27 protein-coding genes, 1 pseudogene and 1 riboswitch are annotated in these 25224 nt (G+C 38.1%); of the genes and pseudogenes, 4 read left to right on the forward strand and 24 right to left on the reverse strand.

Annotated elements, in window-relative coordinates; genetic code table 11:
* The first annotated feature begins 227 nt into the window (after positions 1-227).
* Positions 228-908: a Crp/Fnr family transcriptional regulator gene (locus AC4PG8_RS10200; RefSeq protein WP_003759883.1), complete on the forward strand. Its 681-nt coding sequence runs from the start codon at positions 228-230 to the stop codon at positions 906-908.
* Positions 909-911: 3 nt separating this feature from the next.
* Here the strand turns inward: AC4PG8_RS10200 and AC4PG8_RS10205 are convergent, their stop codons facing one another.
* From AC4PG8_RS10205 to AC4PG8_RS10215, 3 genes are read right to left on the reverse strand one after another with little or no spacing between them, the layout of a single operon-like run.
* Positions 912-1718, reverse strand: a complete 807-nt coding sequence (locus AC4PG8_RS10205) for a metal ABC transporter permease (protein ID WP_160466668.1) — start codon at positions 1716-1718, stop codon at positions 912-914.
* Positions 1667-2371 (reverse strand): metal ABC transporter ATP-binding protein, encoded by a 705-nt coding sequence (locus AC4PG8_RS10210; protein WP_003759876.1) that lies wholly within the window; start codon positions 2369-2371, stop codon positions 1667-1669. The genes AC4PG8_RS10205 and AC4PG8_RS10210 overlap by 52 nt, the downstream gene beginning before the upstream one ends.
* A gap of 13 nt (positions 2372-2384) precedes the next feature.
* Entirely contained in the window at positions 2385-3329 is a 945-nt protein-coding gene (locus AC4PG8_RS10215; protein WP_492170326.1) for a metal ABC transporter substrate-binding protein, read from the reverse strand.
* A 440-nt stretch (positions 3330-3769) separates the two neighbouring features.
* Here AC4PG8_RS10215 and AC4PG8_RS10220 point away from each other — a divergent pair, with 440 nt between their 5' ends.
* Entirely contained in the window at positions 3770-5425 is a 1656-nt protein-coding gene (locus AC4PG8_RS10220) for a peptide ABC transporter substrate-binding protein (protein WP_010990264.1), read from the forward strand.
* Between the two features lie 62 nt (positions 5426-5487).
* Here AC4PG8_RS10220 and AC4PG8_RS10225 read toward each other — a convergent pair whose 3' ends face one another.
* The 10 genes and pseudogenes from AC4PG8_RS10225 to AC4PG8_RS10270 all read right to left on the reverse strand — a co-directional run bounded on the left by AC4PG8_RS10225 (position 5488) and on the right by AC4PG8_RS10270 (position 12930).
* Positions 5488-5703, reverse strand: a complete 216-nt coding sequence (locus AC4PG8_RS10225) for a hypothetical protein (RefSeq protein ID WP_492170327.1) — start codon at positions 5701-5703, stop codon at positions 5488-5490.
* A gap of 135 nt (positions 5704-5838) precedes the next feature.
* Complete coding sequence (locus tag AC4PG8_RS10230) at positions 5839-6246, reverse strand: hypothetical protein (RefSeq protein ID WP_160464713.1); 408 nt, start codon at positions 6244-6246, stop codon at positions 5839-5841.
* Positions 6247-6259: 13 nt separating this feature from the next.
* Positions 6260-7696, reverse strand: a pseudogene (locus tag AC4PG8_RS10235) (T7SS effector LXG polymorphic toxin).
* Entirely contained in the window at positions 7693-8061 is a 369-nt protein-coding gene (locus AC4PG8_RS10240) for a DNA double-strand break repair Rad50 ATPase (protein WP_160464711.1), read from the reverse strand. The pseudogene AC4PG8_RS10235 and the gene AC4PG8_RS10240 overlap by 4 nt, the downstream one beginning before the upstream one ends.
* Positions 8062-8346 carry a DUF3130 domain-containing protein gene (locus tag AC4PG8_RS10245; protein ID WP_492170328.1) on the reverse strand — a complete coding sequence of 95 codons (285 nt, stop codon included), beginning with the start codon at positions 8344-8346 and terminating at the stop codon, positions 8062-8064. It lies immediately after the preceding gene.
* Positions 8347-8547: 201 nt separating this feature from the next.
* Positions 8548-9441 (reverse strand): ABC transporter permease, encoded by an 894-nt coding sequence (locus AC4PG8_RS10250; protein ID WP_003724035.1) that lies wholly within the window; start codon positions 9439-9441, stop codon positions 8548-8550.
* Between the two features lie 10 nt (positions 9442-9451).
* The gene (locus AC4PG8_RS10255) at positions 9452-10402 is read right to left on the reverse strand and encodes an ABC transporter permease (protein ID WP_003724034.1); all 951 of its coding nucleotides are present in this window, start codon (positions 10400-10402) and stop codon (positions 9452-9454) included.
* Between the two features lie 101 nt (positions 10403-10503).
* A complete protein-coding gene (locus AC4PG8_RS10260; RefSeq protein WP_492170329.1) occupies positions 10504-12078 on the reverse strand; it encodes an ABC transporter substrate-binding protein in 1575 nt (524 codons plus the stop codon).
* A gap of 85 nt (positions 12079-12163) precedes the next feature.
* A riboswitch (SAM riboswitch) is annotated at positions 12164-12266 on the reverse strand.
* A gap of 140 nt (positions 12267-12406) precedes the next feature.
* Entirely contained in the window at positions 12407-12685 is a 279-nt protein-coding gene (locus AC4PG8_RS10265) for a GNAT family N-acetyltransferase (protein ID WP_033533702.1), read from the reverse strand.
* Positions 12686-12696: 11 nt separating this feature from the next.
* Positions 12697-12930 (reverse strand): (4Fe-4S)-binding protein, encoded by a 234-nt coding sequence (locus AC4PG8_RS10270; protein WP_003772567.1) that lies wholly within the window; start codon positions 12928-12930, stop codon positions 12697-12699.
* Between the two features lie 166 nt (positions 12931-13096).
* Here AC4PG8_RS10270 and AC4PG8_RS10275 point away from each other — a divergent pair, with 166 nt between their 5' ends.
* Complete coding sequence (locus tag AC4PG8_RS10275; protein WP_033533703.1) at positions 13097-14605, forward strand: IMP dehydrogenase; 1509 nt, start codon at positions 13097-13099, stop codon at positions 14603-14605.
* 70 nt (positions 14606-14675) lie between these two features.
* On the opposite strand, the gene AC4PG8_RS10280 is transcribed toward AC4PG8_RS10275, so the two are convergent.
* Complete coding sequence (locus tag AC4PG8_RS10280) at positions 14676-15425, reverse strand: EAL domain-containing protein (protein WP_070752019.1); 750 nt, start codon at positions 15423-15425, stop codon at positions 14676-14678.
* A gap of 187 nt (positions 15426-15612) precedes the next feature.
* Between AC4PG8_RS10280 and AC4PG8_RS10285 the strand changes: the two genes are divergently transcribed.
* Positions 15613-17970: a bifunctional metallophosphatase/5'-nucleotidase gene (locus AC4PG8_RS10285; RefSeq protein ID WP_185540962.1), complete on the forward strand. Its 2358-nt coding sequence runs from the start codon at positions 15613-15615 to the stop codon at positions 17968-17970.
* 34 nt (positions 17971-18004) lie between these two features.
* On the opposite strand, the gene AC4PG8_RS10290 is transcribed toward AC4PG8_RS10285, so the two are convergent.
* The 10 genes from AC4PG8_RS10290 to AC4PG8_RS10335 are packed head-to-tail and all read right to left on the reverse strand — an operon-like array spanning position 18005 to position 25212.
* Positions 18005-18733 carry an N-acetylmuramoyl-L-alanine amidase gene (locus AC4PG8_RS10290; protein WP_112120335.1) on the reverse strand — a complete coding sequence of 243 codons (729 nt, stop codon included), beginning with the start codon at positions 18731-18733 and terminating at the stop codon, positions 18005-18007.
* Entirely contained in the window at positions 18714-19136 is a 423-nt protein-coding gene (locus tag AC4PG8_RS10295) for a phage holin family protein (protein WP_010990253.1), read from the reverse strand. The genes AC4PG8_RS10290 and AC4PG8_RS10295 overlap by 20 nt, the downstream gene beginning before the upstream one ends.
* An 18-nt stretch (positions 19137-19154) precedes the next feature.
* On the reverse strand, positions 19155-19691 hold the full coding sequence (locus tag AC4PG8_RS10300; RefSeq protein WP_070752025.1) for a hypothetical protein: 537 nt from the start codon (positions 19689-19691) through the stop codon (positions 19155-19157).
* Complete coding sequence (locus AC4PG8_RS10305) at positions 19688-20167, reverse strand: hypothetical protein (protein ID WP_492170330.1); 480 nt, start codon at positions 20165-20167, stop codon at positions 19688-19690. Before AC4PG8_RS10305 ends, AC4PG8_RS10300 begins: the two co-directional genes overlap by 4 nt.
* Before the next feature lie 14 nt (positions 20168-20181).
* Positions 20182-20757: a hypothetical protein gene (locus AC4PG8_RS10310; RefSeq protein WP_010990250.1), complete on the reverse strand. Its 576-nt coding sequence runs from the start codon at positions 20755-20757 to the stop codon at positions 20182-20184.
* 14 nt (positions 20758-20771) lie between these two features.
* Complete coding sequence (locus tag AC4PG8_RS10315; protein ID WP_010990249.1) at positions 20772-21071, reverse strand: hypothetical protein; 300 nt, start codon at positions 21069-21071, stop codon at positions 20772-20774.
* Positions 21061-22197, reverse strand: coding sequence for a phage tail protein (locus AC4PG8_RS10320; protein ID WP_492170331.1), 1137 nt, complete (start codon positions 22195-22197; stop codon positions 21061-21063). Before AC4PG8_RS10320 ends, AC4PG8_RS10315 begins: the two co-directional genes overlap by 11 nt.
* Before the next feature lie 9 nt (positions 22198-22206).
* Positions 22207-23025, reverse strand: a complete 819-nt coding sequence (locus AC4PG8_RS10325; RefSeq protein ID WP_492170332.1) for a phage tail family protein — start codon at positions 23023-23025, stop codon at positions 22207-22209.
* Positions 23022-24890: a phage tail protein gene (locus tag AC4PG8_RS10330; RefSeq protein ID WP_492170333.1), complete on the reverse strand. Its 1869-nt coding sequence runs from the start codon at positions 24888-24890 to the stop codon at positions 23022-23024. Before AC4PG8_RS10330 ends, AC4PG8_RS10325 begins: the two co-directional genes overlap by 4 nt.
* Positions 24877-25212, reverse strand: a complete 336-nt coding sequence (locus tag AC4PG8_RS10335) for a hypothetical protein (protein ID WP_003759834.1) — start codon at positions 25210-25212, stop codon at positions 24877-24879. The genes AC4PG8_RS10330 and AC4PG8_RS10335 overlap by 14 nt, the downstream gene beginning before the upstream one ends.
* Positions 25213-25224 lie beyond the last annotated feature (12 nt).

Raw genomic sequence — 25224 nt, forward strand, 5'->3', positions numbered from 1 at the left:
ACGTTCGCATCAATTTTAATTTTTTCTCCCAAAAGTCCAAAAATAGTCAACACTATCAATTAAATAACATTTTTTTGCGCTTATCAGCATTATACGATTTAAATAATTCACATTTTAGAAACATTTATTCGTGAAATACTACTTTACTCCATACAATCGAGTTTTTTGTTTCTGATACAATTATTTATACAAAAGTAAAGACATAAAAAAAGATTGGAGTAATCATTATGCCTAAGTCATTGTATAATTACCACGAATTCATTCACCTATCTCATGACGGAAGAATACCCTTTGAAAAAATAGAAGTTCCAAAAAACGCCATTTTACTAAACAATAGCGCAGATTTAGACAACTATGTTTACCTTATTATTGATGGTTATGTGGCTTTATTTTTAAATGATGGGAAAGAACAATCCAAAATTTATTCCATTCAAGGTGAAGGAGCTTTTTTAAATTATTTTACGTTACTAGACCATAGCATTAATCGTTTTCGATATAAAACACTCTCGAAATGTTTCTTATATAGATACTCAAAACTTGATATAGAATACTTTCTATCTATGTTCCCCGAGAATTTCGGTTTTCAATTTTTCATCATGAAAAACCAGACTACCCATATTTACTTTAAAAGTTTAATGGCGAGTAGTCCGGCTTCTGAAAAACTTATGCTTACTTTTTCCAATCTTGCTCTACTTCATGGTATTCCTACTGAGGATGGTACAGTTATCTTACCTCCCGCAATTAAAACAAGTCATTTACTTTCGTATAGCAACCTTTCAAAAAGCTGTTTTTATAAAGATTTACAATATTTGAAAACGACTAATCAAATCGAAAAACAGGATAATTCCTGGGTAATTCATAATAAAGAGCTAAACCTAATGTTGCAAAATGGAGAAACTTATATATAGAAATTATTTTCGCGCTATTTTTAATATAACAGTCGCTATTATGAAAAGAATGATAAACATCAGCGTAATAGTAGCACCTGGTGGGGTTCCTAATTGATAAGAAGATACTAGCCCCGAAAACATTCCTATTAAACCAATTAATATTGCGCTAACTACACACATGAGAAACCCTTTTGAAATCCGCATACCAATAGCTGCTGGAAGAATAATAAGTGCAGATACGAGTAGCGCCCCAGCTATTGGCATAATAACCGCAATTGCAATACCAGTAACAACGCTAAACAAAAGAGAAATCAAGCGTACAGGAACACCTTCTGCAACCGCAACATCTTCACTAAAAGTAAGCACAAACATAAATCGTTTAAACACCAGAAACAATACAACAATAGCAATCCCTAGAATGACTAAAAGCTGTACTTGAGCTTTGCTGATGGTCACGATGGAACCAAATAAATATTGCTGTACACTCGTTGTAATTCCGCCCTGATCCAAACTCATCAATACTAACGCCACCGCAAGTCCCCCGGCCATGAGGATTGCAATCGACAACTCCGAGTAAGTTGCATAAACCCCGCGTAAATACTCTATCCCAAGTGCTGCGATTACTACGACAATAAGCGTTGTCACACTTGGATTCACATTTAAAACCAGCCCAAAAGCAACTCCCGCAAGCGACACATGCGAAAGCGTATCCGCCATAAGTGACTGTCTTCGTATAATTAAGAAAACTCCTAACAGAGGAGCAATAATAGCAATAATCATTGAAGCTTGGAAGGCTCTTTGCATAAATCCATAGAGAAACATTTCCATGACACATCCTCCTTTCTAACGAGGCGAATATGCTTATCAACATAATCTTCCATCTCTTCACTATCATGCGTCACCATCAAAATCGCCTTACCATGCACTTGTGCTTCATGTTTTAATAAATCATAAAAACGAATTTTACTTTGTTTATCCATTGCGGTTTGCGGTTCATCCAAAATCAATATATCAGGATCAGTTGCAAACATTCGCGCCAAACAAATCCGCTGTTTTTGACCTCCAGATAGCTCACCGATACGTTTATGACGATAATCCCACATTTCAACAGATTTTAATGCTTTTTCGACATGGGCATGATCTTTTTCCGTCAGCCGTTTGAACCACTTACCATTTGGAAAGCGACCTGACCTTACTAATTCGAGGACCGTACTAGGAAATCCAGCGTTAAAGGAAGCTATTTGTTGTGGTACATAACCTACTAAAAGTCGTCCGCCATCTGTATTCTTCTTTGAGAAAGTAACAGAACCTTTATCAGGTTGTAAAATCCCCAAAATAATACGGAGCAGTGTTGATTTAGCTGCTCCGTTTTCTCCTGTTAGTATGATAAATTCTCCTGCGCTGACTTGAAATGAAATATTTTCAAGTACTGGCTCAGATTCGTATTTAAAACCAATATTGGCTATATCAATATATTTCATTTTTATCGCTTCCTTATTTAATTGTTTTTTGCAAGGCTTGTAAGTTTTGTTCCATATAAGCGATGTAATCCATGCCTTTTTTCTGTTCTTTATCGGTAATACCTTCGATTGGGCTTAGTACTTCTAATTTTGCACCTGTTTCGTTAGCAAGCGTTTCTGCTACTTTTGGTGATGCTACTTCTTCAAAATAAATTGTGCTGATATTGTTTTCTTTTACATATTTTTGTAATTCTGCTAAGCGTGCTGGGCTAGGTTCTTGGTCAGGTGAAAGACCCGCGATAGCTATTTGATGCAAATCATATTCGTTTGCTAAATATTGGAATGCAGCATGTTGTGTTACGAAATCGCGTTGTTTCGCTCCTTCAAAAGCTGTTTTAAATTTATTGTCGAGTGTTTTTAATTTTTCCGTATATTTTTCTGCATTCTTTTTATATGTATCTGCATTTGTTTTATCCGCTTTGCTTAAACCGCTCTGGATGTTTTTCACTTCTTTTTCAGCAAGGACAGGACTTAACCATACGTGCGGATCATGTTCATGATGATGACCTTCTTCGCCGTGGTCATGGTCGTGGTCGTGCTCTTCTTCTTCGCTACTTTCTAATAGTTTAATTCCTTTACTAGCATCAATTATCGTTAATTTTTTCGAATCTAGGCTTTTAAGTACGCTTGGTACCCACGTTTCCATGTCTTCACTGTTATAAATAAAAACATCAGCTGCCTCAATTTTGGCAATATCTTTGGCACTCGGCTCGTAATCATGCGGTTCAGTTCCGGCATCAATTAACATATCAATCGAAGCATTATCTCCCGCTACATTTTTGGTAAAATCATACATTGGATAAAATGTTGTCACTACCTTGAGCTTATCCCCACTTGCTTTATCAGCACTCGCGCTACATCCTGCCAAAACTAAAACGAACGCCAAGACTGTTACAACTAAAAACGACCATTTCTTCATATTATCTCTCCTTTTTCGTAATGATTACGATTTAAACCTTAAAGCCATACTATGTAAATTTTGATTACGCATCGTAAAACGTAATCATTCTTATTTGCACAAAATATCTTATCATGGGATTTTTTTTGCGTCAAGCAGTTTTTTCAAGAAACCATTAACTTGACTTATCTTAAACGAACGCCAAGACTGTTACAACTAAAAACGACCATTTCTTCATATTATCTCTCCTTTTTTCGTAATGATTACGATTTAAACCTTAAAGCCATACTATGTAAATTTTGATTACGCACCGTAAAACGTAATCATTCTTATTTGCACAAAATATCTTATCATGGGATTTTTTTTGCGTCAAGCAGTTTTTTCAAGAAACCATTAACTTGACTTATCTTATCGGAATACTTATAATAACGATAAATACACAGATAGAAGGGGAGAAAACCATGCATTTTTTAAAGAAAACATTGCCTATTTTTGCCATTTTGACAGTACTTTTACTTACAGCTTGCGGAAATGACAATGATAAATCTGCGACAAAAACTTCCCCGGACAAAATTAAATTTCTTGAAACCAGTGAATTACTGACTTTAAATACGACAGCTGAAGAAGACTTTGCTAGCTTCACCGCACAAAACCAAGTCTTCGAGGGATTATACACACTTGATCAAAAAGATAACTTTGTTCCTGGGGTTGCTGATGGAATGCCAGAAATCAGCGCTGACCAAACGAAATATACCATTAAATTAAAGAAAAACGCGAAATGGTCCGATGGTTCCCAAGTAACCGCCGATGATTTCGTCTATGCGTGGCGCCGTGCCGTTGATCCAAAAACCGCACCAGGATATTCCGCGCTCTTTAAAGATTCGATTAAAAACGCCACTGAAATCAATGAAGGCAAATTACCTGTAACTGACCTTGGAGTCGTTGCAACTGACCCAACAACACTTGAAATCACACTTAAAAAACCAGTTCCATACTTCATTTCACTTCTTTCTTTTGAAACATTTTTCCCACAAAAAGAAAGCTATGTGAAAAAACAAGGCGACAAATACGGAACAGATAGTGCGCACACTTTGTACAACGGTCCTTTTGTCATGAAGGATTGGGGCGGCAACATTACGAATAAATGGACTTACGCGAAAAACGACCAATATTGGGACAAAGATAATGTCAAAGTAAACGAAATCAATGTGCAAGTCGCGAAAGATATTAACGCTGGCGTAAACCTTTATAATACAAACGAGGCTGACCGCGTGCCACTTTCAGGCGATTTCGCCAAACAATACAAAGACAAGAAAGATTTTCAAACGGAAAAAGATGCGCTGATAAGTTACTTGCGCATGAACCAAAAACGTGACGGTAAAGCGACTCCGCTTGCGAACAATTCCTTACGTCACGCGCTTAATTTAGCCGTTGATAAAAAACAATTAACAGACCGCATTCTCGGCGATGGCTCATTCCCAGCGAACGGACTTCTTCCAAAAGATTTCGTCCAAAATCCAACAACGGGCGCTGATTTCCGCACAGATAGTGGCGACCATTTAGTTTATAACAAAGAAGAAGCTTTAAAATATTGGAAACAAGCACAAAAAGAACTTGGAACTGATAAAGTAACAATCGAACTGCTCGGCGATGACCAAGAAACAACGAAAACCATTTTCGCATATTTGAAAGCGCAGTTTGAAGATAATTTACCAGGTGTGACGATTAAAGTGAAAAATATGCCTTCGAAGAGCGCGACACAGCTAACTTCTGATGGTAATTATGACTTGTCACTGGCTGCTTGGATGCCTGATTTTAAGGATCCGTGGACATATAGTAGTTTATTCTTATCCGATTACTTTAACAATCATATGAGTTACAATAGTCCCGCTTATGATAAACTTGTAAAATCAACGGACACAACGCTTGCGACGAAACCAGAAGAACGTTGGAATGCGTTCGTAGCTTCTGAGAAAGTTCTGCTTGATGATGACGCGGCGATCTTACCACTTTATCAACATCAAACAGCAGTGTTGCAACGTACGGATATTACCGGCGTGCAGAAACATGCTTTTGGTTCGCCTTATAGTTATAAGTTTATTCGGGTGGAGAAGTAATTCGCCAGTTTTGAAGAAACCCAGCAATTTTAAAAATTGCTGGGTTTTGTTGTATAAAGTTATTAAATCCTCGAAAAACTGTGACGAATAACAAGAGGTTTGCCCTCTTCAGCTTTCGTAATTAAATTAACTAAATTTATTTTATAAAATATTAAATGTTTTTTTGGTGGTGAATTAACAAAAACTGATGTTTTGATATTAGGATTGATGTATTCAACACTTCCTGATTTAGCAGGTACTGGTTCAACTTTAAGAGCATCCTTTATATCATCAAGCATAATATCTTTTTGTCCGGTCTTAAAAAGAGAATTGTAAGCATGTTTACTTAATTTTGTAGCGTCCTCAGAATCTAGCAAAATAGCGGGTGAAATCCTAGGAAAACGTGATTTTCATTCTTATGATAAAGTCATTTTTTATTTATTTTGTTGTAAAAATACCTCCAAAATTCGTTTTACTGGTAAACTTGCATTTTTTAGTAGGTTTTCTGCTTTATCAATTATTGACTTATCGGAAATAATTAAATTTCTATATGGCTCTCCATCAAATGACCGCAATGAATCTATCGCATATTCTGCTACTTCATCATCTTCATCAAGTAACTCTAATAATAAATTAAATCCATTCATACCTGTATCTTCTTCCACAGAATAAGCTAATCTAATTTTGTATTTATCATTTTTACTTTTTATAGTGGTCATTAATTTTTTCCAATCATCATCAGTGAAATTCCCCAATAATTCCTCAGCATAAATACATCCATCATCATACCAAGAATCTTCTGAACTATCCTCCGATAATATTCTATTTAATTCGTCAAACATAGCTTAACACTCCTTATTTACTAAATCCTACTGGTGGAGGACCATTAACTGTTCCTGTAGGATAAGCACTAATTATTTCATTTCCTCGCTTAATTACGTCAATTTCTACACCATCTACAATACTTCTGTGCCAAGTTGCTCCATCACTGGCTCTGATGCTTATAGGTGTATTATTTCCAATGCTTTTTGAACTTTCAAGAATTTTTGCATCGCTCCATCCCTCTGGAAATACTGTACTTGTTTTTATTTTAGATAAATTACCGTCTGGAAATTGAGTCGTATACTTCAATTTTCTTGTTCCATCAGGATTCAAAATTATTTCCTCAACAGCGTAATTAGGATGACTATTGCTAATTTCTGAAGAATGACCACCAATAATTTTATTTTTGTTTGGATTGATCCTTTGTCCCCAAAGAATTTTCTCCTCCATTTCTGGTGTTATTATCGAATTAGCTCCACTAGCTTTCATTCTTCTACGTAGCCAATCTTTTGGAAGCTTGAACTTCTTCCCTTTATAACCTCCAACAGTATAACGGAAAATAAGACCACTTATAATACTAAACCCTTGCGCTTTACTTATCTCTTGCCCAGTAACCGGGTCTATTCCTTCTTTCACCGATTGAATAACTGCCTGTAACAACTCGGCTTCTTCCTGTGCTTCATTGCTTTCATGTGGTATTTCCCCATTAAGCACGGCGGCATTGTAAGCGTTCGTTGCTTCTATGTCTACTATACCATTTTTCATTAACACCCACATTTGACCACGGTACGTTTTTTGATATTCGTCAAAATTGAATGTTGTTTCGTTATTTTTTAGCGCTTTTCCTAAGGCTTTTTGCATCCGGGTTACGGTGGTGAAATTCAGTTTGCTCATATCATAGGTGCCCGTTTTACTGTTAAATTGAATGTTCGACTGGAGTTCGCGAATGGTTTGCTGAATTCCTCGGACTAAATCGGTTAAATTATCAAAAAAACCGCCATGACTTTGTTCAAAAGCCAAGTATTTTTCTAAGATATTTTCCTGTTTGTAGGCGATGCTTAGCTGGGAGCGATAACTTTGCATTTGCCCTTCTGTTCCGGTATTCATTCGCTGGGCTAATGCTTCTTTCTTAGCTTGGATGCGATCAATCATTTTCCCGAGTTCATATAAACCATCCGCATCAATTTACGCATCGGCCGAGCCATCCACTTGGGCGTGAAAATCGGCTATATACTGCGCTAATCGTTCTTCGCTCTCGTTCATGGCTTCGATTATCGCATCACATAATGGGAAATAGGTCATTTGGTAATAATTTTTCGATGCGTCAATTGCTTTTCCTTTTAAACTGCCGTCTTCGGTATAGTTTTTCACGGCGTTTTTGATGTCTTTAATGCTTTTTCTTCCGGCTTCATTAGCTGTATGTAGTTGGTACGCAAAGGTTTGTATTTCTCCGATGTCAATTCGGCTCACTGTAACAACTCCTTTTGTAAATCTTGTTGTTGATTTTCTAATTGGTAGATGTTTTTTTGGCAAGCGGTGATTTTTTGCTTACATTCCTCTTGGTTCGCTTGGATTTTTTTATGCCACTTCTGTTTTTCTTCTTCCTGTAAATCCGCCAAATAGTAGCCGAAACTTCGTGATTCCGCGCCTTGCCAAACTTCGCGCAAAAGCTCCAGCGACTCCCGTTCTTCTTGGTGAACACGCGCAACATCTTCCGCTAACCACTCTTGTTCATTTTGTTGTCGTTGTAAATCTTGCAAAAAATCTTCGGCCCCGGATTGTTCTTTTTTCAGCAGTTGCAGTTGTGCCTCCCCTTGCTGGCTCTTTGCATCCATTTATTTACCTCCCAATCCCATGCCTCGTTCAAGCTCTTGGTCTTTGTGAGTAAATGATGCGCCTAATTCTTTCAATCTTTTGGCATCCGTTCCTACCACACCTTGAAAATTGTCCACCGCGTCTACCAAGTCAAACAATGCTGTCCGAAAATGATTGATGGAATTGGCTTGACTATATGCCATATTCCCGCCTTTCATGGGTAAATATTCAATTGTTTTTGCTTTAGATTCTAGCTTCGTCGCGTGTTTTTTTAATGTTGCCTCTCTGACTTTTACTTCACTCATTTCTCAGCCTCATCTCTGTCTACGTTAAGGAATTCCTATCCTTTTAATTATAACAGTGTTCGCAAACGACTTTTGTGAAAATTTTGTGAATTGATCTCTTGAAAAAGACTTTAAACACGTTTTTTACGTTTCTATTTTAAGTACCTTTTCTTTAAAAAACAAAAAAACACTTTGACTGAAAAAATCAAAGTGTTTTTACATTTAATATCTACGTGACAAACCTTTCCTCAGTACATCGCCAAGCACGTTAAATGAAAGAATCGTCATTAAAATTAATAATCCAGGGAAAAGTGCCAAGTAAGTTGCTTCGCCGACGTAGCCTTGCGCATTGTTCAGCATGCTGCCCCACGAAGCGTTAGGCTGTTGAACACCGAGGCCAAGGAAACTCAGTGCTGACTCGGTTAAAATGGCTGTAGCGACGTTTAATGAAGCTGCAACGACGATGGATGGCATCGCGTTTGGAATAATATGCTTGAACATAATGTGGAAAAATCCGCCACCCGAAGACTTGGAGTACAAAATGAATTCACGTTCTTTTAATGTTAACGTCTCTGCTCGAACAATCCGCGCCACTTCCATCCAAGAAAGCAATCCGATAATGATAATAATATTCGAAATTCCCGGTTTTAAGTACGCATTTAAAATCATTAGTAGGAAAAATGACGGAATTGACATGAAAATATCTAGAAAACGCATCACCATATTGTCAATGAAGCCACCAAAGTAGCCACTAACTGTCCCCGCAAGCGTTCCAACGACAACAGCAATCATCATCGCAAACACGCCAACAAGTAGTGAAACCCGGCCGCCGTACAAGACACGCGTCAAGTAATCCCGACCATGGTCATCCGTCCCAAACCAGTGCGACGAATTTGGCGGCATCAGTTTGTCCTGAACGGAAAGAGCATTAGGGTCATAAGGCGAAAGGAACGCGAAAATACAAGCGACTGTAATAAGAATCAGCACACTCGTCGCAAAAACAGCGCGGCGGTCAGCCAGCATAAAACGCCAAAAACTCCGCTCTCTGGTAGCATGAACAACCTCCGCATCCCGCTCGAAATCTTGCATTGTTTTTTTCGAAAAATCTAATCGCATCATGAATTCCTCACCCCATTTCCCTAATCCGTGGATCGACAATCATATAAGCTAAATCGGCCAACAAGTTCCCAATAATTAATAATAGCGCTGAAAAAAGTGTAATCGCCATAATAACTGGATAATCTAGTTGGAAAATCGCATTAATCCCAAGCGACCCCATTCCCGGCCATGAAAAAATACTTTCGGTAATAAAAGCGCCTGTAATGACTTGCGGAAGTGACATCCCAAGTAGTGTTATGACTGGCAACAAGGAATTTTTCAAGACATGATGCCCCATAATTTGTACTTTGGATAACCCTTTCGCATAACCGAATAAAACATATTCTTCTTTTAATTGGTTAATCGTATTCGAGCGGACGTAACGATAATATGCCGCGCACCCTTGGAAAGTCAGCGTTATAACTGGCAAAATCGCATGCTCCGCCATATCCCAAAAGGAATCGACCCCAATCGTTCGCATCCCTAGACTTGGAAGCCACCCTAATTGAATCGAGAACACATCTATTAAAATCATCCCAAACCAAAAAATCGGAATCGAAATCCCAATATATGAAATTCCATTTAACACTTTATCAATCCAAGTATTTTCGTAATTCGCCGCAACTAAACCAAGCGGAATCGATAATAATAGCGTCAGAACAAGTGAAGTCCCAACCAAACCAAGTGTCGCCGGAATTCTCTCTAAAATTTGTTGTAAAACTGGTTGGCTGTTTACAATCGAATAACCAAGATTACCTTGGAGCAAATTTCCAAGCCAAATAAAATACTGTACATAAATCGGTTGATCCAGCCCTAAGCTCTGTCTAATCCGCTCGACATCATCAGGATTCATATCAGGCGTAACAAACGAATTCACGGGATCCCCGGGCGCTAATTTTATAAGTGCAAACGAAATAATCGAGATAATAAACAGCATCGGAATAATTTGCAATACGCGTTTTATGATTGTTTTTAGCATAATTTATCTCCTATCTAAAACACTAAAAATGACAAGTAAAAACCTGAACCTGCCAAAAACAAGCATGGCAGGCCAGATTTTTTACGAATGATTTTTAATTATTATTCCGTTAAATATAGTTTAGAAAGATCACGGAACATTGTTACTGGTTGTGGTGTTGCAGCTTTTTGACCACCGTAACGGCTATCAAGAGCTAGCACTGCATTATCATAAGAAATCGGATAAATTACAGCGTCGTCAGCAATGGTGTTTTGGATTTTTTCATAGATTTCTTGACGTTCTTTATCGTCCGCAGTTACAGCACCTTTTTCCCAAAGCGCATCTAGGTCTTTGTTGTGGTAGTTTGAATAGTTGTATGGCGCATCGCTTAGGTATAGAGATTTATATGCATCAGGATCGTTCCCCATGATATAACCATTTAGTGCGATAGAGTAGTCTGCGTTTTTGCGGTCAAGTGTGATGTTGCTTAGTGCATTTGGATCTGTTGGTTTCAAGTCAAGTGTCACGCCGATTTCTTTGTATTGTTGTTGTAAGTAAAGCGCGATACTTTCTTGTGATTTACTGTTGTTTAAATAGTAAACAGTTAGTTTTTGGCTTGTATCAAAACCGCTATCTTTTACTAATTCTTTCGCTTTAGCAATGTCTTGGTCGTATGTTTCTACTTTATCTGTGAAGTATTTCGTGTTTTCTGTTAGGAACGAAGAAGCTGGTTTTGCGTATTCATCTGAACCGTAAGCTGCATCAATGATTTCTTCACGGTCAAGCGCATAAGAAAGGGCTTGGCGAAGTTCTTTTGATTTAAGAGCTGGTTGGTTTTCGTTGAACGTTGCATAGCTTAAGCGGTTTTCCGGGTAAGTGATAATGTTTACCGCGCTCGCTTTTTCTACTTTTTTTCTATCAGAAGGTTGAATGGATTTTAGGTTGATTTCGCCATTTTGCAGTGCTAAATTAGCTGCGTTTTGGTCTTTTGTGATTCGGAAAGTAACTTTATCCAATTTTGGTTTGCCGTCAAAATAGTCGTTGAATCGTTCTAGGGAAACATATTCGCCTGTTTTGTATTCAACAAATTTGTACGGACCTGAGCCGATTGGATTTTTGTTTTTATCACTTTTCTCGATGTTTTCTACCCCTTCAAAAATGTGTTTTGGAATTGGGAAGAACGTTTTAATTGTATTTTCAAAGGCTGGAGCAACAGTTGGTAATGTGAATTTCACTGTTGTGTCATCCACTGCTTCTACTTTTACAGGTTTATCATCAAAAACAAAGTTCCCACGGTTCGGGCTGTTTTGTTTTGTATCTAAAATAGAATTTACAGTAAATACTACGTCATCTGCAGTCAAAGGTTTGCCGTCATGCCAAGTTAAACCATCTTTTAGTTTCACAGTGTAAGTTAAGTTGTCGTCTGAAATATCTAAGCTTTTTGCAAGTGCCGGTTTCCCGTCAACTTCCCAAAATAGCGGTGCGTATACAGCTTGTTGAATCGTTAATGTTACACGGTCAGAAGCGTAGTTCGGATTGATAACTTCTGGATCCCCAGTAACGCCGATAATTAGAGAGCCGCCGTCTTTCGCTTTGCCTGAACCGTTTGCTTTGTCTGAACTAGCGCCAGAGCCTCCGCAAGCTGTTAACACCAAGGCAAAAACCGAGATAACCGCTACTAATAAAAATTTCTTCATCTAACAAAAACTCCCCTCTTTAAGCGCTAAAAATAACGCTTCCTCTGTTTTTTGGTCAGAATCGAAGCGCCTCATTAAAAGCTACTACTTATCTGCCAGAATATTACTTCTGATCGGAATTAGCATAGAACTTGCGCTCCGCTGCCGGGTTTCACTGGGCCGATTCCCTCCACCACTCTGGATAAGAAATTGTAATACTATTATTCCTATAAGTTTACTGTGAATTAAAGATACACTGAAAAGAACCAGATGTCAAGAAGAGAAAACTGGATTTTTAAAAATAATTTTATAAAAAAATAGACTGGGTTTGTTCCCAGTCTACGCTTAATTATTTATCGGCTTGAACTTCCTGATATTCTGGCTTCTTAGAAAACTCAGCTTTTGCAAACGGGCAAAGCGGAATAATTTTCTTTCCTTCCGTTTTTGCTTTCTCGACAGCGCGTTTTACAAGTTCTTGCGCTATCCCCTGACCACGAGCAGCATCATCCACACCAGTATGGTCAATAATAAACATGTCTTCTCCAGTTGGAACGAAAGTCACTTCACCGACCTCTACACCTTCCTCATTTACTGCATAAATTCTGTTTTCACCGTTTTTATATTCCATTTGTTATCCTCCTATTTCTCTATATATTGAAGCGCTCCACTTGGGCAAGTATGAATCACCCGTTTTGCCTCTTCTTTTGGTACGTTATCTGGCATAATCCATGGTTTTCTATCCAAATTAAAAAGTTCTGCGTTACCTTTTACACAATTACCGGAATGTGCGCAAATATTCGTATTAAAATAAATATCTACATCTGCCCCGCGATACTTGCGGTAGCCTTGTTCTAATAGTGTTTCTTCTTCCATCTGATTACCTCCTTCGCCAAAATTTCCTTACGTTTAGTATATTCCACTCATCTACTAAAAGAAAACGTCCCGAAAAAGCATCCCAGTCATTGACTTTCAAGCCAGTTATTGAAATAATAAAGATATTTTATAAGTACATTTAACAATAGAAGAAGGAGTGGAAATAATGGCATTTTATTTTGAAGAACCGTCCCGCACATTTAGTGAGTTTTTACTAGTTCCAGGCTACTCATCGGCTGAATGTGTACCAACAAACGTTAGCTTAAAAACACCGATTGTAAAATTTAAAAAAGGGGAAGAATCTGCTATCACAATGAACATTCCGCTTGTTTCCGCAATTATGCAAGCTGTTTCTGATGATAACATGGGAATTGCTCTCGCTAAAGAAGGCGGCGTATCCTTCATTTTCGGCTCCCAATCAATCGAAAGTGAGGCTGCAATGGTTTCTCGCGTGAAAAATCATAAAGCTGGATTCGTCATTAGCGATTCTAATATCAGCCCAGATAAAACCCTCCAAGACATTCTTGATTTAAAAGAAAAAACTGGTCATTCTACAGTTGCAGTTACAGAAGACGGCACAGCGCACGGTAAATTACTTGGAATCGTGACAAGTCGCGACTACCGAGTGACGCGTATGAGTCCTGATGAAAAAGTAGCAGATTTCATGACGCCTTTTGAAAAACTAGTTACTGCTAAAAAATCGACCACTTTAAAAGAAGCTAACAACATTATTTGGGACCACAAATTAAATGCTTTACCACTTGTAGACGATAACGAACACTTGGTTCACATGGTGTTCCGCAAAGACTACGACTCAAATAAAGAAAACAAATTAGAATTACTTGATTCCTCCAAACGTTATGTAGTTGGAGCTGGAATTAACACACGCGACTATGAAGAACGTGTTCCCGCTCTAGTAGAAGCTGGCGCAGATATTCTTTGTATCGATTCTTCTGAAGGTTATTCTGAATGGCAAAAACGCACACTTGACTACGTTCGCGGTAAATACGGCGATACAGTCAAAGTCGGCGCAGGGAATGTTGTTGACCGAGATGGCTTCCGTTATCTTGCAGAAGCTGGCGCAGATTTCGTTAAAGTTGGCGTTGGTGGTGGCTCCATCTGTATCACACGTGAACAAAAAGGTATCGGCCGCGGACAAGCAACCGCCCTAATTGATGTTGCTAAAGCACGTGATGAATATTTTGAAGAAACAGGTGTATATATTCCGATTTGTTCCGATGGCGGCATTGTTTATGATTACCATATGACGCTAGCTCTAGCAATGGGCGCTGACTTTATCATGCTTGGTCGTTATTTCTCTCGTTTTGATGAAAGTCCTACTAACAAAGTGAATTTAAATGGCACATATATGAAAGAATATTGGGGCGAAGGAGCTAACCGCGCGCGCAACTGGCAACGTTATGACCTTGGCGGCGATAAGAAATTATCTTTTGAAGAAGGCGTAGATTCTTATGTTCCTTACGCTGGATCCTTGAAAGACAATGTTGCCATCAGCCTTAGCAAAGTCCGCTCTACTATGTGTAACTGCGGCGCGCTAAATATCCCTGAATTACAACAAAAAGCAAAAATCACGCTCGTTTCTTCTACTTCTATCGTAGAAGGTGGCGCGCATGACGTTGTTGTAAAAGATGCTTCAAACAATTTAATCAAATAAAATAAAATTGGTTGGTGTGAATTTGGTAAATTACCATTCTCACACCAACCAATTTTTTCATTTAGGCATCTCAGACAATCGAATATTTTTCTTTAATTTCTTTCATTGGTAGTGGGCGGCTAAAATAATAGCCTTGGAAATAATCCACTTTCATTTCGCGTAACGCCTTCACTTGTTCGATGTCTTCTACGCCTTCTGTAACGACTTTCCCGCCTAAATCATGACATAAATTAACAATTGCTTGAATAATAATTTGTTGCTTTCGATCCGTTTTTAAAAGAGCAATAAATGACATATCCGTTTTTACAATATCAATTGGTAAACTTCGCAAATATGCCAGCGAGCTGTAGCCTTTTCCAAAATCATCCATGCTCACTGTGACACCGAGTTTTTTAATTTTACGTAAGTTTTTATCCGCAACAGCTAGCTCCGTAATTTCGCCCCGTTCGATAATTTCTATTTCTAAGCACTCCGGATACTTTAAATGTTCTTTCACATAATCATATAAAAAAGTCATATAATTACTACTTACAACATAATGTGCCGGAATATTAATCGAAATCGAAAAACGTCCCCCTAGCTGATTAATTTGTTCAATTGCTGTTTCAGCCACAAAATCCTGCATTTCTCGCGTAGCATTTAAAAGGGCAATATCTTCAAAGAAATCTGCTGGAGCTAGAATCGCCGTCGCTGTTTTTAGTCGAATTAAACCTTCAAATCCGATAAGCTCATTCGTTTTGGCATCTACTTTTGGTTGATAATACAGTAAGAAACTATTTCTTCTAATCGCATCCCAAATTTCCGTACTAGAGATATCCATCTTATCCCTCCTTTATTTATAGTTTACCCTTTTTTCAATCGAAATGAAAATATAGCCAAAAATTATCGTTACATTTACACAAAATCCACATTTCCTATTGCTAGGGTGATTCCTCTTTGCTACAATTATAGCTAGGCACCTTTGAGTTAGCGCTTACAAAATTGCCACTGGCGAAAAAAGGGAGAGTGTGAAAGTGAACAAATTTTTCAAGAAAACCACACATGTTTTACTCGTAGCAGGGCTCACAATCGGACTTACTGTACCATTCACCGGGACAACAGCACAAGCAGCAGCAGATACTGTTCCTATCCAGATTTTGGGGATAAATGATTTCCACGGAGCGCTTGAAACAGCCTCCAAAGATGCATCAGGCTCACCAATCGGAGGCGCGGATTACTTAGCTACTAACTTGGACAACGCTACTAGCTCATTTTTACAAGCTAATCCTGGAACTACAACTGACAATGCCATTCGTGTCCAAGCGGGCGACATGGTCGGCGCAAGCCCAGCAGTATCAGGTTTACTTCAAGACGAGCCAACAATGAAAGTTCTCCAAAAAATGAATTTCGAAGTCGGCACATTAGGTAACCATGAGTTTGATGAAGGATTACCTGAATACAAACGAATTTTGGACGGAGTTTCTACAAACAAATTCGGACCAATCGTAGAAGCTTATCCACGCGTTAAAAGTGACATGAAAATCGTCGCAGCTAACGTGGTCAACAAAGGAACAAACACAGTCGCAGAAGGCTTTTTACCATACTATGTAAAAGAAATTGATGGCGTCAAAGTTGGCTTCATCGGTATCGTTACAACAGAAATTCCTAATTTAGTTCTTGCAAATCATATTAAAGACTACGATTTCCTTGATGAAGCAGAAACAATCGTTAAATACTCTGCTGAACTTAGAGGCCAAGGCGTTAACGCAATCGTTGTTCTATCCCACGTTCCAGCACTTTCCACTGGGAACCCAAACACTGGAACAAAACAAGATGTAGCTGGGGAAGCTGCGAATATGATGACAAAAGCAAATGAATTAGACCCAAATAACTCGGTCGATTTAGTCCTTGCAGGGCACAATCACCAATACACAAACGGATTAGTTGGAAAAACTCGTATCGTCCAAAGTTACAACAATGGTAAAGCTTTTTCAGATGTAACTGGCGAACTTGATAAAACAACTGGCGATTTCGTTTCACCACCTGACGCTAAAATTACATATAACTCGAGAAGCGTCACACCAAATGCCGATATTACCGCAGTAACCGAAGATGCGAAAAGCCGCATTGAAGGTGTTATTAACGAAACTATCGGACTAGCAAACAAAGACGTTATTTCTCGTGACACAAATCCAGACAACAAAGCAATTGATGATAAAGAATCCGAACTTGGTAACATGATTACGGATGCGCAACGTTATATGGCAAATAAAGCCGGCGCCGATGTCGACTTTGCTATGACTAACAACGGCGGAATTCGTTCTGATCTTACTACTCGTCTTGCAAATGGCCAAAACGAAATCACATGGGGCGCGGCTCAAGCTGTTCAACCATTTGGTAACATTCTTCAAGTAGTCGAAATGACTGGTGCTGATATTTTGGAAGCTCTAAACCAACAATATTTAAGCAACCAAACTTATTTCCTACAAATTTCTGGACTAAAATATACTTTCACAGATACAGATGATCTAGACCATGCTTACAAGGTTGCGAGCGTTACGACAGAAGACGGAACTCCTTTAAAAGCTGACCAAAAATACAAAGTCGTAATCAATGACTTCCTATTTGGCGGTGGCGATGGATTCTCAGCCTTCAAAAAAGCAAACCTAGTAACGGCAATCGATCCAGATACAGAAACATTCATCAACTACATTAAAGACCAAAAAGCTGCCGGAAAAGTCATTACAGCTCAAAAAGAAGGACGTAAAGTCTACAAATCCCAAGCTGAGATCGACAAAGAAACCGAAGATGCAGCTATCAAAGCAATTAAAGACGCTACAAAAATCAATAAATTAGCTGAAAAAGACAAAAATCTAACTGGAACTACTTTACCAGGAGCTACAGTTTCTGTTCAAAAGGCAACTGCTAACGCAAGAATGGCGCTTGCTGCCGGACCTAACGCAACAGCTGATGCAAACGGTAAGTTCTCCGTAGATGTTACTTCTTTAAACCTTAAAAAAGGCGACCAAGTAACAACAACAATCACTGACACAAACGGCTACAGCACAACTTTCCAAGCAACTGTTCAAGAAGCAACTGCAACTACCCCTCCAGATAATGGAAACGGTAATGGCGGAACGGACAATGGCAACGGAAATAACGGCGGAACAGATGGAAATAGTGGTACAGATAACGGTAATGGCTCCGGAAATAATGGTGGAACTACAACTACCGAAGACCCAACAACCTCTACACCAAATGCGTCTAACTCAGGGACATCTTCCAACACTTCCCTACCAACAACTGGTGACACAGCTGGACTTGCAACTGTGTTTGGAGTTATTTTAACAGCTACCGCGCTTTATACTTTGCGTAAGAGAAGTTAATAAAAAAGGAGCGACCTATCAGTCGCTCCTTTTTTTATCTTTTACCCGTATTTACTTCCGTTTTTAGAACCCAGCTTCCCGGAACTCCTTTTGTAGTAGTTAGGTTGAGTGTTTTTGCTGTTTCTTTATAAACAAAAACTTTTGTCCCGGCTTCTAAATAACCTTTAATATTTTTGCCGGAAATAGCATCATTACTTGTCAAATATTTCCCTGCTCGATATTTCGTTACTGTAGTACCAAAAATCTCTTGTACCCCTGAGACAATTCCTGCACAATAATCCGTTTGATACGCTTTTTTTGCGAGTATAGTTGCATCACTGCTATCACAAAACCCTGCCTCTAGTAAAATCGCATCCATTGCCGTTTCTCGCAGCACAGCAAAATTAGCTCGTTTCATTCCGCGATCACGCATGCCATGTTTGGTAATTTTAGCGATAATATTTTTGTGAATTATTTTCTGTGCTTCTACTGTTCCAGCTGGTGTTGATGTATAAATATAGTCTTCAAAACCTTTGCCACCACCAGCATTAAAATGAATCGAAATAAATAAGTCGGCCTTAAAACTATTTGCTTTCTTAGCTCGGTCACTTAATTCATAAAATGTATCATTTGTTCGAGTCATACCTACTTCAAAACCAGCTTTTACTAATTCTGATTGAAGCTGATTCGCAACTGATAGTACCCAATTTTTTTCAACAAGTCCGTTACCAGTCGCCCCTGAATCCTTGCCGCCATGACCGGCATCAATCCATATCTTTGTCATGCTTTTCCTCCTCGTCTCCTGATTTCGCATCAAAAATCAAAATTAAATTTTTCAATACTTCCGGGACCTTCATTCCCATTCGAACGAAATTTTCCAATATAGAAATCAGCTCATTCGCCAAATAGAAAAAGATAACCGCATCCCGCGTCGTATTATGCGTTCCCAGAATCAAATCTATTTGATGCGCAATAGCCACTAAAATTAAGATAGCGATTTTTTTCGCGATTCCTTTGAAACCCATTTTGCTGCTAAGTTCCCCAAGATACCCTGAAGCGAGTAGCCCAGAAATATAGTCAGCTACAATAAAGCACACCAGCACTTTTACCAATAAATCCACTTCCCCAAACAAGTATCCAAACACCGCGCCAAAACCTAAAATCCCAATTTTTAGTATGATTTCCATGGAAAACCTCCTTTTTGATTACATGATTGTGATTTGACGAAGTGCCCATGAATTATACTTCGAATTATCAGCATGTCCTGAAAGACCAGTTATGGAGATATAGAAATATTTTCGTTCCCCATATGTTGATGAAGGCATTTGCATTAAAACTCCTCCACCTGCTACCTCCAAAAGTTGTGCTCTGGATATGAAAACTGGATGGTAATAGTAATCTTGCGGTGTGTTATTGGCGGAATCGTAACGGCTGAATAGTAAAGTCACTCCTAATTTCACCTTATCAGGATTCCATGTATAGGCTTGACCCGCACCCATAATATTTGCTCCCTTAAAAATCACTGTTCCTTTCCCAATCGTATCTACATATTCTTTCGCACTATTCAAAGCTGTATTCGCCTTTTGTTCCGCACCCGCAGTAGTTTCTTTCTCGTTCCAAGTCGTCTTTTCTTCCTCTGTAACACTCACAAGCCCTTTAACAGCCTCGGCGTGTGTTTCTGGATAGAATTGCTCTAACGTTCCATGTTCATTTTTCTCTGACATTTTTACAATTTTAGTCATTCTATAACCTCCTTAATAGTTTCCAGTGCGATTACTGGCATCGCATCTAGTTTTTCTTTATCTTCTTTTGATAAAAAGCCACTTTCACTTGCTGATGCTTCCGGATGAGTATGGTTTATTTCCGCCGCCTCTACATCAGCTGCAAATAAGTCGACAATTCCTGTTTTACCGTTTACACTTGTTACGCCTGCTTCCGGAGATACTAATTGATCTATTTTTTGTTTATCAAAAGAACTCATAAATCCATCTGTTGTGTACGTTGCGACTTCATGTTCATGGATTTTCTTAGCAGCATGAAGGTCTTCTGCTTCTAGTAATACTCTGCCTGCCTTTCCATTGACACTAATGACACCAGTCGGAATCTGACCAGAAACGTATTCTGTCAGTCCGACAATTCCCGCTACATGTGTCTCTGGATAAAATTGTTCTTTTGAATTATCGTCTTTTGTTTGTAGCATTCGTTTAATTTCAGTCATTATTCACTCCTCCTTTACGCACCAGTTGACTCCATTTGGTAACGTTCATTCGTCCCTAACTTCGCAAAAACTAAACTGGTTAAACTTTCTGAAAAGCTTGTTTCACTAGTCTTTTCAAGAACAATATCCGCATTCTCATTGAAGCTTGATATATTTAAAAAACAAACTGTTTGCGCTTCAGTAATTGATTTACTGGTCAACAAACCAATATCTTGTTTATCCATACCTATAACATTATCCACATCAAAATGTGCCGTACTTTTCTTGTTAAAAATTTGCTGTTCTTGGTTTAGACGTTCTCTTAAAACCGGATACCTAGTGCCAAATGCATCTGCTCTGGCATCAACAACTTCACTTAGCTGTTCTGTCCCACTAATCAACTCGTTAACTCTTGCATTCACTGCTTTATCAACTGTTTCAATTTTGGCATTTAAGGTAGCATCTGCTTTGTTTACGTAGGTATAAATCGTATCTATTCCCGTAGAAATAAAGTTAGACCAATCCATTAGTTTCTGCCAATTATCATTGGTTTTATTTCTAAATTCACGACCTTGAAGAAGCATTTCCCATTTCCACAAATCTAACTTCATATGCAACCTCCTTCCTATTCCAATTTCGTTGTCTTTAGTTCGCCTGTATTCGTCACTGTTATTTTGAAATTAGAACCATTTTCCGAAACTAAAATCGCATCTTGTTTTTTATTCCAATTTGAAATATCGCTTGCAGTCACATTATTTTTTTCTGCATTTGCTTCAATTCCATTTAATTTGACTTTATCAGTTGGAGTCATTAATCCAGAAGCGTTTGTTGAAACTTCATTCAGACCCTCGACAGCAGTTACGTGAGTTTTCGGATAGAAAACTGTTTCATCCACATTTTTTAAAACTCTAATTTCAGTCGCCATCTACAACACCTACTACTTCCGTTAAAATCCGCGAATCATATGCATTCATTGCGATGCTTGAAAACGAATTAATCTTATTTGTATCTACGCTAGCCTTTTTCACTTGATTTGCAATTTGAGTCTGAATTCGTACCATATCACGCCGCGAATTACTAAAACCGATTTCTTGAAATTTCTTACTCCACGGATGAGCTGATTTAATTCTCGTAACCTTCACTTCCGTTTCAAATCCCATTGGTTCATGAATAAAGTACCAAATATCTCGTTCTGTAACTGCTTCATCTCCTCTATAAGTAATCGTTAAAGAGGTTTCCGGAACATCCAGAATCTGTTTTTTGGCAAAAATCAATAAGTCGTTATTATTCGTAATTTTATCGTCGTTTTTTGAATTAGCCATTCGTTTTCCATAAATAGATACGTTGGGCGAAGTATAAGTAACAACCGCCATATATTTATTATCGCCCGTTAGCTTGTCGGCATTTTCTTTTTGTTTGCCATAACATTTTATCTCTGTTTTTAAATTATCAGTATTTGTATCCACTGAAACATCTTCTGTATTGTATAAATAGCGTAATTGCTTCTCTGTTTTCAAATACCAACTCGCTTCATCATAAAAATAAAGTTTCTTATTATCCGCAAATAGTATTGCTCCAAATTCTTCCAAACATAAATTCACTAATTCTAATCCATTTTTATTTCCTAAATCTTCTAACTCGACTAATGGAAAACTACCCTGTATTTCATGAGAAAATCCTAGCTCATTGTCTTTTAGGGCAAATTCCATTACCGTCTGAATCGAATATTTTTTCCGCCCAGTTTTCACGTTATACTGAACATGATCTTGCACTGTATAACTTATATGCTGGGCAGTTATTTGTTTAGAAATCGTTTTTCCAACAGCCTTAGGAGTACATTTTTTTATGACAAATTGTTGACCTTGATAAGTTAGAATTGCCTCATTTCCAACCAGAGTGAATACATCAGCATTCTGTTTTGTTTTATTAACTGTAAACGAGATGGAACGACTCGTGTTTTTTTCATAATCATAAGAAAAAGAGCCATAATCAATATCTGTTAAAATCTCTTCTACTTCTTTATCCATGCTTTGAATAATCAAATAATCCATACTTATCACCTACCGATAAATGAACGGAAAATTAAAAGCAATAGTTATATCCGTTACACCTTTAATTTCAAATTCATTCCATCCTTTTTCAAGGGTAATAATGCCGTGATTTGTGTCTTTTCCAACGCGACGATTATTTACAAGCGGATAGATATTATTTAACAGCAAAACATCAGTCTTTTTGAGTTCATTACGATATTGAAATGAATCACCGGTTGTTAAATTATTAATAGTCGGGATTCCATTTGCTGTCATAGCTATGTCTAACTCATGTCGCATCAACGGATTAACTCGGTCGCTTCCTGCATTATAAACGCGAAATGTATTCTCTTTAAAAACATAAAACAAATCATCTCGGTTAGATAAATTCATGCCCATTTGCCATAAGTCCACTTCAAAAGTCATTGGGTCCAGACTTGTACCACGAGATTCCGCATAGCCCTTAAAAACATCAAACTCTAAATTGAGAAGCCCAACCCGTTCTGATTCACGACTAAAATCAAATGGTTTTGGATGCACTTCATACCGAATTCCCGGCATTTGATTACTCCAAATATAGTAACTATCTCGCTGAAATAAGAACTCATAAATTTCTCTAACTGCTAAATGATAATCCGGTATATCAAGTGCCTGTAAATTGCATTTTGCTGAAAAAATAAAAGGTTTAAATTGGATAGTACCTGGAATAACTCCGTCCGTTCCAGAAATCTCAGCAGTTTCCATACTCAATTGTGGACTTTGCCTCGCTACTTCTTGAACGGAAAGTCCTGGAAATGTTTCACTAAGCGAATGAATTTTTCCATTTAGTTCTAAAAATAAGTCACTCATGAATAAGCCACACCTCCCATTGTATAATTGTATTGATCAAACGAGTTTGCCTGGTTACGACTAACTACCTCAGATACAACTTTATCGTCCATTTTAATAACTGGATTTTTTTGTAGTAAGCGTTCTAGAAGGTTTTCTACCCTAGCTAAATCGGTCCCTTGATTTGTATAAAGCATTGATTTATTACCACGCGCACTTTCTCTTGCATATTTCATCGTTGCATCGTGCGGGATTACTTGAGATCCGGACGGTAACACCACCATTTCACCGCGACCGCCTTCATTCATTCGTGCAAAACCGCCTTGGAAATTTGTAGTACCTGAAATTAATTGCGGGATTTTACCAATTTCAACACCAGGGATTTTATTAATTAAACTAATCGCTGAATTAATCCCTCGAATTACCACGTTCACAAATCCTTTGACATTATCTACAACTGTCTGAATTGCATTTGAAACCCCGTCGAAAATAGTTCCAACAAATTCTGTTAAACCACCCCAAGCGCTTTTAATTCCATCAAAAACACCGGTAATAATTCGTTTGACTCCATTGAATACGGAAGAAACTGTCGTAGAAATCCCAGTAATAACTGATTTTATTCCATCAATAATACCTGAAATTGTTGCCATTATTGCATTCCAAATTTTTGATGCAACTGCAAACACCATTTGGAAAGCCGCTCCAATAACTGTAACGATAGAACTGAAAATATTGGTAATGAAACCAATAATTGGCTGTACAATCCCGATAATCGACGTAATAACACTTGCAATAAAGCTAATAATTTTCCCAATAACATTTGAAATCGTCGTTGCAATAACAACAATATAACTAATAATTGTAGTAATAATCGAAATAATAACACCTATAATCATCATGACAATCGGCATAATTTTACTTATATAAGAAATAATTGTTACAACAATTTGCACAACGACCGTGGCAATTTGCATAATTATAGGAATCAAGAATTGTATAACACTCATAATGCCTTGGATAACCGTCATAATGCTTGGTAAAAGGGCCGAAACTAGCGACATAACAACTTGAACAATCTGCATAATTACTGGCATGAGCATCGCAATGAGCATATTGATAAATGGCATTAATTGAGCTAACAATTGAGCGAAAAAGCTAATAAATTGCATAACTATTGGCATTAAAGCCGCACCAATTTGCATGACTGCTGTGATAATTTGCATGATAATCGGCATCAGACTAGCCACTAGCTGACCAAACAACTGAGCTACCTGCGTGACAACTGACATAACAGTATTTCGGAATGATTCATTCGTCGTCATCAAGTACGTAAATGCAGCGACTAACGCTACAATCCCTATAATAACTAACCCCATTGGAGAAGTCAGTTTGCCCATAATTCCTCCGACACCGCCAATAGAAGACATTAAGCCGCCCAAGTGATTCTTCAATTCCATAAAACCACTAGCTAGATTCGTAATTCCTTGAACTCCACCAGTTACTCCACCAAGCATTGTACTCATACCACCTATTCCAGTGGACAAGCTTGAAAATAACGTACCATTTTGGACACTTGAACCTAGGTTTTTAAAAGCATCCGTAATTCCGCCAACAGAACCAACCGCTGTTCCAAATCCTGATGTAATTGCCTCGCTACTAGAACCTAATTGCCCAAACGCTGAACTAATAGTGCCGAGACCAGATTGCAATCCGCCCAAAGACTCAGTAATTTTCGAACCTGGATCGGCATTTCCAACATCTTCAATCGTCATTTTTAATTCTGAAAATCGTCGCTCTACAACGCCTGCCATTTCATCTAACCTACTAAATTGAGCTGTTAAGACACTCTCGTTCATTTCAAATGTAATTTTTTTAGAATCCGCCATTCGTTTTCCCCCTTTCTTGTTTATTTTTAGGTCTGCGTAGGCCATTTGCACCGTAAATCCGGTCAATCCACGCTTTACCTTCAAGCGCTTCATTCTCAGAAATTGCTTGAAGTGCATTTACTGTATAATTAACATCTGCTTTCTTCTGACGCTTCTTATGCAAATCAATAAAACGCGAATTTCGTTTGCGATTGAGATTTTGTTCAGCATTCAAGACGGCATTTCGAAGCATAGTAGACTCAAAAATGACCTTGTTTTCCCATTCTTTCATGATGAAATTTTTCTCAACTTCTGTTAATGCTTCAAAATCATGTTTTGACATTTGAAAATTAAC

This window comes from Listeria sp. MAN/IMW/UF555 (assembly GCF_058684075.1).

Bases quoted from the DNA above. Each gene is read 5' to 3' on its own strand.
- AC4PG8_RS10210 (WP_003759876.1), bottom strand. From the start codon at position 2,371: ATGAAATATATTGATATAGCCAATATTGGTTTTAAATACGAATCTGAG.
- AC4PG8_RS10310 (WP_010990250.1), bottom strand. From the start codon at position 20,757: ATGAAGTTAGATTTGTGGAAATGGGAAATGCTTCTTCAAGGTCGTGAA.
- AC4PG8_RS10290 (WP_112120335.1), bottom strand. From the start codon at position 18,733: ATGACAAAGATATGGATTGATGCCGGTCATGGCGGCAAGGATTCAGGG.
- AC4PG8_RS10255 (WP_003724034.1), bottom strand. From the start codon at position 10,402: ATGCTAAAAACAATCATAAAACGCGTATTGCAAATTATTCCGATGCTG.
- AC4PG8_RS10225 (WP_492170327.1), bottom strand. From the start codon at position 5,703: ATGCTTGATGATATAAAGGATGCTCTTAAAGTTGAACCAGTACCTGCT.
- AC4PG8_RS10330 (WP_492170333.1), bottom strand. From the start codon at position 24,890: ATGGCGGATTCTAAAAAAATTACATTTGAAATGAACGAGAGTGTCTTA.
- AC4PG8_RS10245 (WP_492170328.1), bottom strand. From the start codon at position 8,346: ATGAGTGAAGTAAAAGTCAGAGAGGCAACATTAAAAAAACACGCGACG.
- AC4PG8_RS10270 (WP_003772567.1), bottom strand. From the start codon at position 12,930: ATGGAAGAAGAAACACTATTAGAACAAGGCTACCGCAAGTATCGCGGG.
- AC4PG8_RS10215 (WP_492170326.1), bottom strand. From the start codon at position 3,329: ATGAAGAAATGGTCGTTTTTAGTTGTAACAGTCTTGGCGTTCGTTTTA.
- AC4PG8_RS10325 (WP_492170332.1), bottom strand. From the start codon at position 23,025: ATGAGTGACTTATTTTTAGAACTAAATGGAAAAATTCATTCGCTTAGT.
- AC4PG8_RS10220 (WP_010990264.1), top strand. From the start codon at position 3,770: ATGCATTTTTTAAAGAAAACATTGCCTATTTTTGCCATTTTGACAGTA.
- AC4PG8_RS10250 (WP_003724035.1), bottom strand. From the start codon at position 9,441: ATGCGATTAGATTTTTCGAAAAAAACAATGCAAGATTTCGAGCGGGAT.
- AC4PG8_RS10335 (WP_003759834.1), bottom strand. From the start codon at position 25,212: ATGTCAAAACATGATTTTGAAGCATTAACAGAAGTTGAGAAAAATTTC.
- AC4PG8_RS10205 (WP_160466668.1), bottom strand. From the start codon at position 1,718: ATGGAAATGTTTCTCTATGGATTTATGCAAAGAGCCTTCCAAGCTTCA.
- AC4PG8_RS10240 (WP_160464711.1), bottom strand. From the start codon at position 8,061: ATGGATGCAAAGAGCCAGCAAGGGGAGGCACAACTGCAACTGCTGAAA.
- AC4PG8_RS10230 (WP_160464713.1), bottom strand. From the start codon at position 6,246: ATGTTTGACGAATTAAATAGAATATTATCGGAGGATAGTTCAGAAGAT.
- AC4PG8_RS10280 (WP_070752019.1), bottom strand. From the start codon at position 15,425: ATGGATATCTCTAGTACGGAAATTTGGGATGCGATTAGAAGAAATAGT.
- AC4PG8_RS10305 (WP_492170330.1), bottom strand. From the start codon at position 20,167: ATGACTGAAATTAAACGAATGCTACAAACAAAAGACGATAATTCAAAA.
- AC4PG8_RS10265 (WP_033533702.1), bottom strand. From the start codon at position 12,685: ATGGAATATAAAAACGGTGAAAACAGAATTTATGCAGTAAATGAGGAA.
- AC4PG8_RS10260 (WP_492170329.1), bottom strand. From the start codon at position 12,078: ATGAAGAAATTTTTATTAGTAGCGGTTATCTCGGTTTTTGCCTTGGTG.
- AC4PG8_RS10320 (WP_492170331.1), bottom strand. From the start codon at position 22,197: ATGGATTATTTGATTATTCAAAGCATGGATAAAGAAGTAGAAGAGATT.
- AC4PG8_RS10315 (WP_010990249.1), bottom strand. From the start codon at position 21,071: ATGGCGACTGAAATTAGAGTTTTAAAAAATGTGGATGAAACAGTTTTC.
- AC4PG8_RS10200 (WP_003759883.1), top strand. From the start codon at position 228: ATGCCTAAGTCATTGTATAATTACCACGAATTCATTCACCTATCTCAT.
- AC4PG8_RS10295 (WP_010990253.1), bottom strand. From the start codon at position 19,136: ATGGAAATCATACTAAAAATTGGGATTTTAGGTTTTGGCGCGGTGTTT.
- AC4PG8_RS10300 (WP_070752025.1), bottom strand. From the start codon at position 19,691: ATGACTAAAATTGTAAAAATGTCAGAGAAAAATGAACATGGAACGTTA.
- AC4PG8_RS10275 (WP_033533703.1), top strand. From the start codon at position 13,097: ATGGCATTTTATTTTGAAGAACCGTCCCGCACATTTAGTGAGTTTTTA.